The 14,673-nt window shown below is 43.1% G+C and carries 12 protein-coding genes; 5 read left to right on the top strand and 7 right to left on the bottom strand.

What is annotated here, in order from left to right; genetic code table 11:
* Positions 1-48: 48 nt before the first annotated feature.
* The 5 genes from G458_RS0103105 to panC all read right to left on the bottom strand — a co-directional run bounded on the left by G458_RS0103105 (position 49) and on the right by panC (position 4,238).
* Positions 49-1,188, bottom strand: a complete 1,140-nt coding sequence (locus G458_RS0103105; RefSeq protein WP_026950615.1) for an acyl-CoA dehydrogenase — start codon at positions 1,186-1,188, stop codon at positions 49-51.
* Positions 1,189-1,293: 105 nt separating this feature from the next.
* Entirely contained in the window at positions 1,294-1,980 is a 687-nt protein-coding gene (locus G458_RS0103100) for a zinc metallopeptidase (RefSeq protein WP_026950614.1), read from the bottom strand.
* A gap of 35 nt (positions 1,981-2,015) precedes the next feature.
* Positions 2,016-3,017 carry a lysylphosphatidylglycerol synthase transmembrane domain-containing protein gene (locus G458_RS0103095; RefSeq protein ID WP_035467680.1) on the bottom strand — a complete coding sequence of 334 codons (1,002 nt, stop codon included), beginning with the start codon at positions 3,015-3,017 and terminating at the stop codon, positions 2,016-2,018.
* Positions 3,017-3,364 (bottom strand): aspartate 1-decarboxylase, encoded by a 348-nt coding sequence (gene panD, locus G458_RS0103090; RefSeq protein ID WP_026950612.1) that lies wholly within the window; start codon positions 3,362-3,364, stop codon positions 3,017-3,019. The genes G458_RS0103095 and panD overlap by 1 nt, the downstream gene beginning before the upstream one ends.
* Before the next feature lie 25 nt (positions 3,365-3,389).
* Positions 3,390-4,238, bottom strand: coding sequence for a pantoate--beta-alanine ligase (gene panC / locus G458_RS0103085; protein WP_026950611.1), 849 nt, complete (start codon positions 4,236-4,238; stop codon positions 3,390-3,392).
* 125 nt (positions 4,239-4,363) lie between these two features.
* Here panC and G458_RS0103080 point away from each other — a divergent pair, with 125 nt between their 5' ends.
* From G458_RS0103080 to G458_RS0103060, 5 genes are all read left to right on the top strand, one after another.
* Positions 4,364-5,176 carry a glycogen/starch synthase gene (locus tag G458_RS0103080; protein ID WP_026950610.1) on the top strand — a complete coding sequence of 271 codons (813 nt, stop codon included), beginning with the start codon at positions 4,364-4,366 and terminating at the stop codon, positions 5,174-5,176.
* Positions 5,136-6,506, top strand: a complete 1,371-nt coding sequence (locus tag G458_RS0103075) for a DUF4270 family protein (protein WP_084438810.1) — start codon at positions 5,136-5,138, stop codon at positions 6,504-6,506. Before G458_RS0103080 ends, G458_RS0103075 begins: the two co-directional genes overlap by 41 nt.
* 122 nt (positions 6,507-6,628) lie before the next feature.
* Positions 6,629-8,470: a glutamine--fructose-6-phosphate transaminase (isomerizing) gene (gene glmS / locus G458_RS0103070; RefSeq protein WP_026950608.1), complete on the top strand. Its 1,842-nt coding sequence runs from the start codon at positions 6,629-6,631 to the stop codon at positions 8,468-8,470.
* A 133-nt stretch (positions 8,471-8,603) separates the two neighbouring features.
* The gene (gene prfA / locus G458_RS0103065; RefSeq protein WP_026950607.1) at positions 8,604-9,677 is read left to right on the top strand and encodes a peptide chain release factor 1; all 1,074 of its coding nucleotides are present in this window, start codon (positions 8,604-8,606) and stop codon (positions 9,675-9,677) included.
* Positions 9,678-9,756: 79 nt separating this feature from the next.
* The gene (locus G458_RS0103060) at positions 9,757-10,281 is read left to right on the top strand and encodes a GNAT family N-acetyltransferase (protein WP_026950606.1); all 525 of its coding nucleotides are present in this window, start codon (positions 9,757-9,759) and stop codon (positions 10,279-10,281) included.
* Positions 10,282-10,411: 130 nt separating this feature from the next.
* Here the strand turns inward: G458_RS0103060 and G458_RS0103055 are convergent, their stop codons facing one another.
* Positions 10,412-11,650, bottom strand: a complete 1,239-nt coding sequence (locus G458_RS0103055) for a cystathionine gamma-synthase family protein (RefSeq protein WP_026950605.1) — start codon at positions 11,648-11,650, stop codon at positions 10,412-10,414.
* A 206-nt stretch (positions 11,651-11,856) separates the two neighbouring features.
* On the bottom strand, positions 11,857-14,598 hold the full coding sequence (locus G458_RS0103050) for a YCF48-related protein (RefSeq protein WP_169719246.1): 2,742 nt from the start codon (positions 14,596-14,598) through the stop codon (positions 11,857-11,859).
* Positions 14,599-14,673: the final 75 nt, after the last annotated feature.

Genomic DNA, 14,673 nt, shown 5'->3' with positions numbered 1-14,673 from the left:
GGGTATAATTTTTTGTAATTATACCCTTATTGTCAAGATCTGAAAAACTTATCGCAATATACCTCTTGCGATTACGATTCTTTGGATTTCTGAGGTCCCCTCATAGATCTGAGTAATCTTGGCATCTCTCATGAGACGTTCGACGTGGTATTCTTTGACATATCCATAGCCACCGTGCACCTGAACAGCCTCGACGGTGACATTCATCGCAACCTCTGAAGCATAAAGCTTGGCCATGGCTGAGGCATGGGCATAATCTTCCCCTTGGTCCTTGAGCCAAGCTGCCTTATAGACGAGCATTCTTGCGGCTTCGATCTGGGTCTCCATGTCCGCTAGCTTAAACTGGATAGCCTGATGCTGGCTGATCGGCTTGCCAAAAGCTTTTCTTTCTTTGGAGTACGCCAAAGCCAATTCATAAGCTCCAGCTGCGATCCCCAAGGCCTGAGCGGCAATTCCAATTCTTCCTCCATTGAGGGTTTCCATGGCAAATGTAAAACCAAATCCATCCTCCCCGATTCTGTTTTCTACAGGGACTTTGACGTCCGTGAACATCAGAGAATGGGTATCAGAGCCGCGAATGCCGAGTTTGTCTTCTTTTTTTCCGATCACAAATCCATCCCAGCCTTTTTCCACAATAAATACAGAAATACCTTTATGTCCCTTCGAGGCATCGGTCTGAGCAATTACCAGGTAAACGCTGGCGCTATTTCCGTTTGTGATCCAGTTTTTGGTTCCATTCAGGATATAGTGATCTCCTTTGAATTCGGCAGTCGTTCTTTGGGAAGTAGCATCAGATCCGGCTTCTGGTTCAGAAAGACAGAAGGCTCCGATGATTTCACCTGTAGCCAGTTTTGGGATGTATTTTTCTTTTTGGGCTTCGGTTCCATACTTTTCAAGGCCCCACAGCACTAGGGAGTTGTTTACGGACATGCAAACTGATGCAGAGGCATCCACTTTGGATAGCTCCTCCATGGCAATGACATAAGAAAGCGTGTCCATCCCTCCTCCATTGTATTTTGGATCCACCATCATTCCCATGAATCCAAGTTCTCCCATTTTCCTTACTTGTTCCTTTGGGAATTTTGCCTCCGTATCTCGATCAATTACTCCTGGCAACAATTCAGTCTGGGCAAATTCTCTCGCTGCATCTCGTACTGCCAAATGCTCTTCTGTAAGGTTGAAGTTCATACTTTTCTGAAAATTTTTTTGGGTTTAAGTTCGGTTCGAAAAGATAGATCAAAAAAAGAAAAGGGGCAAAAAACTGCCCCTTTCCGAATTTTATTTTGATGTGGATCAATCCCGACTCCCAAAGAAAATATATATGTAGTAGGCCAGTGTAGCCAAAGAAGCCAAGGCAGCGACCACATAAGTCATTGCAGCCCATTTCAAAGCGTCTTTAGACATGGCATATTCTGAGGAGGTGACGATGTTTCTGCTCTGCACCCAGGCTAAGGCCCGATTAGAAGCGTCAAATTCTACTGGCAAAGTAACCAAGGTGAATAAGGTCATGACTCCATAAGATCCGACTATTATATACCCTAAGATAGGGACTGGAAGGCCAAGCGCGAATCCCCCGAACAAAGAGGCGATCAGAACGATATTCAGGATTTTACCGGAGATATTCTGAATAGGCACCATGGCTGATCTAAAATTCAACCAAGTATAGGAAGTGGCGTGTTGCACAGCGTGTCCGCATTCGTGAGCAGCTACTGCAGCGGCGGCGGCATTTCTACCATAATACACATCCGGTGAAAGATTCACGGTTTTGTTCATCGGGTTGTAGTGGTCTGTCAATTGACCTTCCACGCAAGTCACCTGTACGTCGTGGATGTTGTTGTCTGCAAGCATCAGCTTGGCGATTTCAGCACCAGATAGGTTTGCTTGTAAAGCAGTTTGAGAATACTTTTTGAATTTGCTTTTCAGCCTGCTGCTAACTACAAATCCAAGGATTGCAAAAACGACTACGATTAGAATAATCATGTTTTATAATTGTTTAACTGGGTGTGAATACGAAGTTAGTCCTTGTCAGGTTTATTCCAAGAGGGGATTCTCATCATCCAAATCCAACTGATCAATCCGACGACCATGACCAAAATGACTTGGGTTCCATGGATTATGGCTGCGAAAATCTTTCCGTCACTTTCTGACACTCCCAATTGGATCAAAATGTAGGCCACCAAGGCATGGAAGGTGCCAATTCCCCCTTGTACAGGAGCAATCATGCCAATACTTCCCATCACCATGACTAATAGGACCTCGCCGGGAGTCAAATTGGCAGTACTTTGGATTCCCATGGAGACGGTATACATAGTCAAAAAGTAAATAATCCAAATCACAATCGAACTAGCCCAAAATCCCAAAGGATTTTCCAAAGACTGAATTGATTTGAGTCCTGAAACCATTTGCCTGAAGAAGGACTGTAGTTTGTTGATGATCCCGCGATTGCGGAATTTTTGGAAAATGAAATATATCAAAAGCACAAAAACTGCTAAGGCCCCAATCAACATTGGGAGATTTTGCAGAAGCTTTAGACTAAGAGAATTCAGATCGATCAATTGATTGGTGAGGGAAATAAAAAGCTGATTTTCCAGAAGAAAAGCCAAAAAAATCGTGGATACCAAGAAAAGCAGATCCACACTTCTTTCTAAAATCACAGTGCCCAATAGATGGCCTAGAGAAATATTATTGCTTCTGGAAAGTACTCCGCATCTGGCTACTTCCCCTGCTCTTGGCACCAGCATGTTAACCAAATAGCCCACCATCACGGCATGGTAGGCTCGATTTGGGCTGACTTTTATTCCTTCATCTTTCCGGATCAATAGTGACCACCTCCAGCCTCTAATCCAATATCCGACCCAAGCAATTCCCAAAGAGAGAAGGATCCAAAACCAGTTGCTGGATAAGATTTGCTCTTTTAGACTTGAAAACTCGATGTCCCGGTATAAAAGCCAAAAAATCCAAATGGCAATCCCCAAAGAGACAGTCACTTGGATCGCTTGTTTTATTTTTAGACTCATCAGATCAGCCTGTTTCTTTCGTCAGGGAAGATAAGGGTAGGTTTGTATTTTTTGGCTTCTTCTAATTCCATTCCGGCATAGGAGATGATGATGACAATGTCACCTACAGCTGCTTTTCTTGCCGCAGGACCATTCAGACATACTTGGCCGCTTCCCCTTTCTCCTTTAATAACATAGGTCTCCAGTCGCTCTCCGTTGTTCACATTCACGACCTGAACTTTCTCGTTTTCAATCAGATTTGCCGCATCCATCAGATCTTCATCGATGGTAATGGATCCCACATAATGTAATTCCGCCTGGGTGATTTTGACCCGATGGATTTTGGATTTCAGTACTTGGATATGCATTGGTTTAGTTTTTCCCGGCGCAAAATTAAGGAATTATTGGCAGGTTGTCGATTAAACGGATTTCTCCAATAAAGGCTGCCACACAAACAGAGGATTTTTTTTCAAGTTGAAATTCTTGATATTCCTCAAAAGTGTCTGGGTGGATTAAATCAAAATATTCAAGCTGTGCAGTAGGCGTGTTCTCAAAGTTATTAAGGATTTCTTGCTTGATTTCGGTCCAGGATTCCCCAGAGAGAAGCTTTCTCTTTGCCTTTTCCAAGCTGTTAAAGAGAATTAAGGCCTGTTTCCTTTCCGTTGGGTTGAGGCGAAGGTTTCTGGAGGACATTGCCAATCCATCGGCTTCTCTGCGGGTGGGTACTACTTCCATTTCCAATGGAAAAGAAAGGTCCTCGACCAATCTTCTGATGATAGCTACCTGCTGAAGATCTTTTTGGCCAAAAAAAGCAATGCTTGGCCGGATCAAATGAAATAATTTGGATACCACTATCCCTACTCCATTGAAGTGCCCCGGTCTGAATTTCCCTTCCAATACTCTCTCCAAATCCCCAAAATCAACCCGCAGCTCTGTGGCTTTTGGATAAATCGTCTCAACTGAAGGAACGAAGACATAATCGACTCCAATGCTTTCTAGCAATTCCAAGTCTTTGGCCAGAGTGTTGGGATATTTTTGGAAGTCTTCGGGGTTATTAAACTGGGTAGGATTGACAAAGATAGATACCACCGTGACCTGGCAGGATTGCAATGATTTTTCTACCAAATCCAGATGTCCTTGGTGCAAAGCCCCCATGGTTGGGACTAGTCCAATTCGATGATTTTTTTGAAGATGACTGAGCCAGAGCGGATTCCAGTCGGTGGGGGTTTTGATAAGCTTCACAAATGGGCAGTATTTCGGCCAAATTGGGGCAAAAGTAGATTAATATCCAGAAATACAATGATTTTTGCCTTTTTTTTCTTAGATTTGTGGCCGTTGTTTATCACGTTCATTAAAATCCAACAAGCATGTCCAAACTACGTATCCTCTACGTTGCAAGTGAAATCAACCCTTTCTTACAAACTTCTGAAGTAGCAAATTTCTTAAGAACTCTTCCTCAAGCGATGCAAGAGAAAGGGATGGAAATCAGAATTTTGGTACCCAGATTCGGTTTGATCAATGAAAGAAAAAACCGTCTTCATGAGGTGGTAAGACTTTCTGGAATCAACATCGCAGTTGGTGAAGAAGAAAAGCCTTTGGTCATCAAAGTCGCTTCTATTCCTAACGCCAAGCTTCAGGTATACTTCATTGATAATGAAGACTATTTCCAAAGAAAGAGTGTGTTTCACGACAAGCAGGAAAAATTTTACGAAGACAATGATGAGCGTGCTATTTTCTTCTGTAAAGGTGTAATCGAAACTGTCAAAAAATTAGGCTGGGCTCCGGATATCGTGCATTGCAACGACTGGATGACTTCCCTGATTCCGATGTATTTGAAGACCACTTATAAAAACGATCCGCTTTTTAAAGAGACCAAAACCGTATTTGGGATTTATTCCAACGGATTTTCTCATACCTTTGGCGACGATTTGTTAAACAAGGTTAAGATGGTGGACATCGATGACACAATTTTAGCACCTTTGAAAAGCAAAGACTTCACCGGGTTTATCAAGATGGGTATGGAATATGCCGACACGGTAATCAAGGGTAATGATGTCTCTGCGGAATTAAACCAACTCATCGAGGATTTCTCAAAAGACAAAAAGTTTGAAATCAGTATTGAAGAAGAGCACCAAGCTCATGAAGAGTTATACGGCATTTATACCAACCTCGCCGGTTAAACTGGCCACTTTGGCCCTGTTTTCAATCCTTCTTATTTCTAGTTCCTGCAGCGATCCTGCAACAGTAGGTATCGAACTTGCTCCCGGTAACAACCAAATTGGTGTGTTTTACCGGGAGTTTGTGCTCGATGCAGAAGTGATTTTGCTTGATTCTTTCAGCACAACCAACTCTACTGTTCTGATTGCAGGACATGAGCAAGATGATTTTTTCGGCAAAACCGAATCTACGGGCTTTAGTAGAATGTACATGGACTTTACCAAAGAAAGACCCAGAAATGACGCGATTTATGATTCCGCGTTTTTCAGTCTGGACGTGGTAAGCGTCAATGGTTCTAATCTTACACAGCCTAAACGGTACACTATTCACAGACTCACAGAACCTATTCTAGATACGGTTTATTATAATTTCAATAGTCTGGCTTTTCAGCCTAACCCAATCGCTACCACTGATGTAGTTTTTGGGGATAAAAAGGATACTACCTTAGTTTTTCCGATCGAAACTGCTTTTGCAGAGGAAATCTTTTTGAAACTGAGAGATACCAGACAATTCAGAACCTTATTCGAGTTTAGAAATTATTTCCCCGGATTCGCAGTAAAAGCGCGGGAAGGAGATAATACGACCGCAGGAATTGCCTTAGGAGGAGAGACGAGTATGACTTACTATTATCACTATGCAGGTGATACCGCTGCCTCTTCTTACACTATTACGACATTTTCTTCCAGAAGCTTTAATGGCATTAAGTCAGATAAATCAGGAACACCTACTCAAGGTGTCACTGAACGCGGAAAGACCTATGATGTAGGTCAAATTGTAGGGATGAAATCCAGCTTAGCAATGGCCTTGAAAATCAATACAAGCCCGATTGATGCTTTTTTGGATACCCTTTCCGGAGTTACTTTCAATCAGGCAAATCTGAAAATAGGTGCAATTGAAGACCAAAGCGCAGATAATACTCCTATTTCAGGCATGATGCTGAAATATATCAATTCTCAAAACAAAGTTTTGGTCAGTACGGTAGTGCCTAGAAACGAGCTTCACGTAGTTACGGACGGACAGCCTCAGGTCATCGAAAATGAAAACGGCGAATTGGTGCCATCCAATGTCTATGCTGCTTCTGCTGTTTTGAGTTATAATACTGAAAACAAAACTTATTCGACTCGAATTACTTCTCACATCAATGCAATCTATAGAGGTCAGCTTCAACGTCAGGATTGGCTCTTATTCGCAGAAACCCCAACCACGGGGATTGATTTCAGAAGATCTTTGAGGCAGTTTAAAGTGGATAAGAATAAAATAAAAGTAGAGGTCATCTATTCGAAAGTCCGATAATCAATCGATTTCGAAAAAGCCAGAGTAGTCCACTTCTTGATTTTAAAGAAGTGGATTATTTTTTTTGGCATGAAAGGTGTTTCTTTGTGGAAGATCTAATTATCGCTTAAGAATTTTTAATTATGTGTGGAATTGTCGCCTATGTAGGCCAGCAAGAGGCCTTGCCAATTATTCTCAAAGGTCTTAGAAGATTAGAATATAGAGGATATGACTCTGCTGGAGTTGCCCTTCTAGACCAAAGAGGTTTAAGTGTTTATAAGAAAAAAGGTAAAGTTGCCGAATTGGAAAAGTTTCTCCATGAAAACGGAGAATTGAAATCCAAAATCGGAATCGGACATACCCGTTGGGCTACCCACGGTGAACCCAATGACATCAATGCTCACCCGCATTATTCTGCTTCAGAGCGTTTTGCGATGATCCATAATGGAATCATCGAAAACTATGAGGTCCTGAAAAAGGATTTGCTTCAGAAGGGATACAAGTTTCAAAGCGATACCGATACCGAGGTATTTGTAAAATTCATCGAGGACATTTTTGTTAACAATAAGTGCTCTTTGGAAGAAGCCCTCAGACTTGCTCTTCACAAAGTGGTAGGTGCCTATGCCATTGTTTTGATCAATATGGAGGAACCAGATACCTTGATCGCAGCAAGAAAAGGCTCTCCATTGGTGATTGGGGTAGGGGAAGATGAATATTTCCTTGCTTCCGATGCTACTCCAATCATCGAGTATACCAATAAAGTGGTCTACTTGGATGACTATGAAATTGCAGTAATCCGAAACGGTGTACTTCAGGTAAAAACCATCGAAAACGTCGAGACCAATCCTTATATCAACCAGCTTGAGCTTGAACTTGAAGCGATCGAGAAAGGTGGATACGAGCACTTTATGCTCAAGGAAATTTACGAACAGCCCAAATCCATCGCAGATTGCCTTCGAGGCAGATTGGATGCCAAGTCAGGAAGGTTAGTTCTTGGAGGTCTTCGGGATTACATGAACAAATTTCAAAATGCCGAGAGGATCATCATTACTGCCTGTGGTACCTCTTGGCACGCAGGTTTGGTCGCGGAATACCTTTTTGAAGAGTTTGCCAGAGTCCCTGTGGAAGTGGAATATGCTTCTGAGTTTCGCTACCGAAACCCCGTGGTCAATGAAAAGGATTTTGTGATTGCTATTTCCCAATCAGGGGAAACGGCGGATACCTTGGCGGCTATTGAACTTGCCAAACAACGTGGTGCCACCATCTTTGGTGTTTGCAACGTGGTGGGTTCTTCCATTCCTCGAGCGACCCATGCGGGTTCGTACACCCATGCAGGGCCTGAGATTGGGGTAGCTTCTACCAAAGCATTCACTGCCCAGATTTCTGTGTTGGCCATGATGGCTTTAAAACTCGGTTATCAGCGGGGCACACTTCCTGAAAATAAATACGTTCAGCTTCTTCACGAATTGGCTTCTATTCCTGAAAAAGTGGAGAAAGCACTTCAATCCAACGATTTGGTACAGTATATCGCATCCGAATACAAAGATGCGAGAAACATGCTTTATCTGGGAAGAGGGTATAATTTCCCGGTAGCCTTGGAAGGAGCCTTGAAGTTGAAAGAAATTTCCTACATCCATGCTGAGGGTTACCCTGCGGCAGAAATGAAGCACGGGCCAATTGCCTTAATCGATGAGGAAATGCCGGTGATTTTCATCGCCACCCAGGATAGTTCTTATGAAAAAGTAGTGAGCAATATCCAAGAGGTAAAGGCAAGAAAAGGAAAGGTGATAGCCGTAGTTACTGAAGGCGATACCCAAGTGAAGGCTATGGCCGACCATGTGATTGAGATTCCTGCAGTTCACGAGGCCTTTGTTCCTTTGGTTGCAGTAGTTCCTTTGCAGCTATTCTCTTATCACATTGCCGTCATGAGAGGATGTAATGTAGATCAACCTAGAAACTTGGCTAAATCCGTAACGGTGGAATAAAATTACTTAAATACCCTTTTGAGAATGGAATAGCCCGGGTCTTATCTCGGGCTATTGCATTTGGGGGAGAAGACGGATTTCATTCCTTCACTGAAAATAAATTCTTTACTTTTGCGCAGCCAAGGAAATAATCATGCTCGATAAGTTACAAGCACTCAAAGAACGGTTTGAAGAAGTAGGTCAATTGATCATTTTACCGGATTCAATGACGGATATGGCCAAGTATGCCAAGCTGACCAAAGAGTATAAGGACTTGGAGAAAATCGTCTCTGCATACGATGAATATTCCTTGGTCTTGCAGAATATCGACAGCTCCAAAGTCATGCTGGAGAAGGAAAAGGATCCTGAGTTCAGGGAAATGGCCAAGATGGAACTGGAAGATCTTCGGGCAAGGAAAGAGGTTCTGGAAGAAGAGTTGAAGCAATTGCTGATTCCGAAAGACCCCAACGATTCGAAAGATTGTATCCTTGAAATCCGTGGGGGAACTGGCGGAGATGAAGCTGCAATTTTTGCAGGGGATTTGTTCCGGATGTATGAGCGTTTTTGTGAAATGCAAGGATGGAAACTGACAGTGCTGGATTTGACCTTTGGCTCGGCAGGCGGGTATAAGGAAATCATTGCCACTGTATCGGGAGCAGATGTGTACGGAATGCTCAAGTATGAATCAGGAGTGCATCGGGTTCAGCGGGTTCCTGCCACTGAATCTCAAGGGAGGGTTCATACCTCAGCTGCATCTGTAGCTGTGTTGCCGGAAATGGACGAAGTGGAGGTTCATTTGGACATGAACGATATCCGAAAAGATACCTATTGCTCTTCAGGGCCTGGTGGACAGTCTGTGAATACTACTTATTCAGCGGTTCGATTGACACATAATCCGACCGGCTTGGTAGTTACCTGCCAGGACGAAAAATCCCAGATCAAAAACTTCGAAAAGGCGCTAAAAGTACTTCGCTCCAGGCTTTATGAAATTGAGCTTGCCAAACATAATGAGGCAGTTGGTGCTCAGCGAAAGTCCATGGTCGGAAGCGGTGACCGCTCTGATAAAATCAGAACCTATAACTATCCTCAATCGCGAGTTACTGATCACAGGATCAACAAAACGGTCTATAATCTTCCGGAAGTCATGGATGGACATATAGAGGAATTTATCTCTGCGCTTAGATTGGCAGAAAATTTGGAGAAAATGCAAGCAGGAGGCATTGAGTAATCCATACACCTTTGGTGGACTACACTAAAGCCCTTATATTGAATTGCGTTCCGTCCTTTAAATCAACCTAAATACTTTTATGATCATTGCTGGAGAAAGAGAAATCAATTTGGTTACTTGGAATGATTCCCATTTCCATCATCTCTATCCTATAGCTAATAACCCTAAGATTGCGATGAATCTTCGGGATAGCTTTCCCCAGCCATATACCATTCATGATGCCAGACATTGGATCGAGCATAATCAAAAGTTCAACCCGCCTCAGAATTTTGCTATCGAATTTGAAGGGAAACTCGTGGGCTCCATTGGTTCGGAGAGAGGAAAAGATGAATTGAGAACCAATGTGGAACTGGGATTTTGGATTGCAGAACCCTACTGGGGAAAAGGAATCGCCACGGAGGCGGTGAAGCTTTATACCAAATACATTTTTGAAAAATTTAATATCGAACGAATTTTCGCTCAGGTATATGACTTTAATGGGGAATCGATGAGTGTCTTAGAAAAAGCAGGATATGTCCCAGAAGCGATTCTGAAAAAGGCCTATATCAAACGGGGTAAAGTCGGTGACATTTTCCAATATGTAGTGATAAGGGATGAGGAATAACTCATCCCTTTTTTATTCTGGTCTTAGGATTACTTTTTCCTTACCAAAAACTGGAATTAGTGGTTAAAAGCCGGAAATAAATTCATCCTTTTTCCACCTGTGCTTTGGCCTAGACTAATCATCCAAGTAATTATACTTTTTCCAAAGCCTGCTGAATATCCCAGATCAGATCTTCATGGTTTTCAACCCCGATCGATAGTCGTACCAGCTTCTCTGAGATCCCCAAGCGATTCCGATCCTCTTCGCTGACATCGCTGTGAGTCATCGCCGCAGGATGTTCCGCGAGAGATTCTGTACTTCCGAGAGATACCGCCAAGTGAAATAGATTGAGGTTGTCCAAGAATTTAAAAGCCTCTTTTTCCCCTCCTTTGATATCAAAAGAAACCATGGCGCCAGCTGAGGTTAATTGCTTTTTGAAAATCGTATGTTGAGATGAGCCTGGCTCCAAGTGCCCTAGGTAATAGACTTTTTCCACTTTGGGATGCTGAGCCAGATAGTCTGCCACTTTTGCTGCATTTTCAGCTTGCTGAGTCATTCTCACCTTCAAAGTCTCCAAGCTTCTCATCAGAAGCCAGCCTGTCCAAGGGCCTGCCATATTTCCTAAAAATGTCCTCAATGTCAAGACCCGTTGCATCAAATCGGCTTTCCCCAATACTGCACCAGCAATCAAATCAGAATGTCCTCCAATGTACTTCGTGGCGGAGTAAAGGACTAAGTCAGCCCCGTGTTTCAGGGGATGTTGCCATAAAGGCCCCATGTAGGTATTGTCCACTGCTACATACACCTGATAGTCAGCGGTGCTTAGCTCGTCAGCCATTTCTTTGCAGAGTTCCAAATCAAAAAGGGCGTTGGTTGGATTGGCAGGTGTCTCCACATAGATCAATTTGACGGATTTTCCTCTGGCTTTTTCCAGAACCTCTTCTTTACTCTCATCCGGCGTAAATCCGATTCCTTTGATCCCATATTGAGGAAGAACCTTATTGATGAAATGATCTGTCCCACCATATACAGGCATGCTGTACAAAAGATGATCGCCTGGACGAAGAAATTCCAATAGAACCGTGGAAATGGCTGACATGCCACTTTCAAAGACGGCACATTTATCGGCCCCGTCCCATAGACAAAGCCTCTCCTCTAGAATTTGAAGGTCTGGATTATTGAGTCTTGAATAGATCAATCCTGGCTGCTCGTCAGGGTTTTTCTCCCTTTTGCCATAGGCAAGTTCAAAAAACTCTTTCCCTTCCTGGGCTGACTTGAAAACAAAAGTGGAGGTCTGAAAGATCGGACACTTGATTGCGCCTTCGGAAAGCTCCGGCTTATAGCCGTAAGACATCATGAGGCTTTCGGGATGGAAATTTCTTGAGTTCATTGGGTTTATATTTTAACCCAAATGAGAGAAAAGTTTTGGATTAAACAAAAATCCAAATCAGAATAAAGTTTTGATAAATTTAATTACACAGTTCGAAATTTTGAAAAAAATAAAATAAAATTAATATTATTTCTATAAAGCAAAATATTATTTGGCAAGGGTGTCCTTCTAAGCCTGCCTTCGAATTTTAATTTTTTTTGGAAAGATCAGTGGATTAGAAGCTTTTTCTGAGTTCTTCCCTTAGGTCCCGACAATTGGATGAAAATCAGTCCTTTGGGAAGATTTTCAAGGTAAATCGAAGTGTCTCCCGGTAGGATAGTTTGGGATCCAATGGTTTGCCCTAAAGAATTGAACAAATCTAGGCTGGTCCAGTGATCCAGATTTTTTGATGCTATGGTGACAGTTCGGTTAAAACTCGGGTTTGGATAAATTCTTAATCCAGCTTCATTCAAATCTGGTTCTAGACCGGTGATGATATTTACTGAAACCTGAAGGGTTCTTTTGGGCCCAAAGTCACAGGCATTTTGTGCCTCAACGCTTAGGTCAAACTTGCCTTCTTTTTCCCATTGAACCTGAATTTGAGGAGTGCCCTGTCCAGAGATAATTTTACCTCCATCGGCTAAAGTCCATTTATAGTCCAATCCAGCCACTTTTTCGATGGAGTAGGATTGAATACCAAATGCGACCAAAACTTCTCCGGAAATAGCCGAAGGTTGGGCAGGCTTAGTTAGTATTTGAACGGGCAAGTTGATTTTGGATGACTTTCCACAGCGATTTTCCAACTCCGCCACAAGTGATCCAGCGCCTCCTGTAATCCATTTAACTTGAATAGTCCTTGATCCTTGGCCTTGAACAATTTCTCCTCCTGTAACAGTCCAAGAGTAGGTAGAGCCTGTAACCAGTGGCATGGAATAAGTAGCAATCTGGTCCTGACAAACCGTGCCTTCTCCTTGAATGGTCAGATTGGAAGGAGGGACACCAAGCACCTGTACTTCCAAAAAGGAGGTTTCTCCAGCTCCGCAAAAATTCACTCTGCTGACATAGACTCCATTTCTCCCCGCATTGGTCCAGTTGACTTCTATGGAATTACTTCCTTGGCCTGTGACAATTTGCCCACCATCTACTCTCCAGACTATTTCGGATCCCGCTTCTGCCATGCTTGGAATGGTGTAGGTTTCAGTTCCTAGACAAGCTTCTGCTTTTCCGGCGATTGCCCCTAAGCTGCCGGTAGGAGGTATGCACGTGTATTTGATGATCGTCCCGTCTTCTCCGGCAGCATAGGCTACCAGAGGGATTCCGACACTTACTGAAGTCAAGTCTCGGTAAGTTCCGGATGGAATATTCGTCCAGGTCTCTCCCCCATCTTTAGAGGCTAAAAACAGGCCCTTCTTCCCGCTGATGAATCCATTTTGGCTGTCAAAAAAATCAACTGACAGTAAATCGTTCTCGAAAGGAATGGGAATACTTTTCCAGGTGATCCCCATGTCTGAGGTTTTGAGGATGGTGCCTTTATTTCCTACCGCAATCGCCTGAAGTCCATCCAACTTCGCCAGCCCGTTCAGATTTTCATCGGTGATTTTTGAAAGGTTAGTCCAGACAGCTCCACCGTTGGAATAAGAAAGCTGTCCATTATCTCCAATCGCAACTCCAAACTGAAAATCAAAAAACATCAAATCTTTAAGATTTACGGTAGTGTTGGTGGTGGTTCCTTTATCCCAGACGTCTCCGGATTCTGAAGACCTAGCCACAAATCCGGAATTTCCTGCGACATATAAAACGGAAGGGGCAAATAAATAAAATCCATTCACCTGAGGGCTGGAGGGGATGCTTCTTTCCAGCCATGAAGATCCGGCATTGGTTGTCCTGTAGATTTTCCCATTCGGCCCGGATACATAGCCGAAAGCCGTATTCCAAAAATCTAAAGTGATGATTTCGAAGTTTTCCGGAATGGGGCGGCTGATAAAACTGGTTCCGCCATTGGAGGTAAGTAAAAATTGACCTTTCTGACCCGCCACAAATCCCTGAGTTTCGTTTTTGAAGTCAATCCCGGTAAAGTTATTTCGGTATCCATCGAGTCTTGTGGTATAATTTCTACCACCGTTGGTGGATGAAGCCATATAGCCGTCGGCCCCGCAGATCCAAACTGTATTTGAGTTTGGAAGAAATCCAATTCCCTTAATATTTTTCAAAAAACTAGTTCCCAAAGATACCTTGACAAAGGAAGCACCTGAGTTATTGCTTTGAATGGCTGTGCCTTGGTCGCCTACCGCAGCGATGATTCTGACATCAAGCGGTGAAGTGGTCAGATCTCTTAAAGGAACAGTAACCCCAGAGACCAAAGAAGACCAAGTAGTCCCCCCGTCTTGAGTTCTGAACAATACGCCATTGTCCCCTGAAACATATCCTATCAGGGTGGAAGTGAAGTTGATGGCATAGAGATCAGCAGAAGTTGAAATGGTTAATTTTTGAAAGGATTGCCCGCCATTTTGACTTTTTAGAACAGTTCCGCTTTTCCCAGATAAAAAGATGAGGTTCTCGTTGACAAGTTGGGCTCCAAATAAATCATTGGTGGTGCCGGCATCTCCAGATTTCCAGGTTTTTCCTAAATCTGAGCTGAGGAAGATTTTACCTTCTGCGCCAGTAATTATTCCCAAGCCTGTGCTCAAGACCTTGACACGAAAAAAATCTCCGGTGTAACCAAGATTAACGGTAGTCCAGTTTTGTCCCCCGTTTTGGGTTTTTAACACCAAGCCATTTTTACCAACGGCCCAGCCTTGATTCTCATTGATGAAATGAAGATCATGGATTCTGCCTTCAAACTTGTAGGGAATCTCAGCCCAAGTCTGGCCACCATTGGTTGATTTAGCCAGTAAATTTTCCCCTCCAGCATAGGCGATTTGTGAATTCACCCAAAAAACCGATTCGAAATCCAGGCCCCAGCTTTGCATTCTGGTCAAAGTTTGCCCCAGTGCCGAAAACCCATATAGGAGGAATACCAAAATCAAAAAAGGATATCTTCTCAT

Source organism: Algoriphagus mannitolivorans DSM 15301 (assembly GCF_000429425.1).
GTDB classification, from domain to species: domain Bacteria; phylum Bacteroidota; class Bacteroidia; order Cytophagales; family Cyclobacteriaceae; genus Algoriphagus; species Algoriphagus mannitolivorans.
Note: the sequence above shows the minus strand (reverse complement) of the source record. Positions and strands in the feature narration are given on the sequence as shown.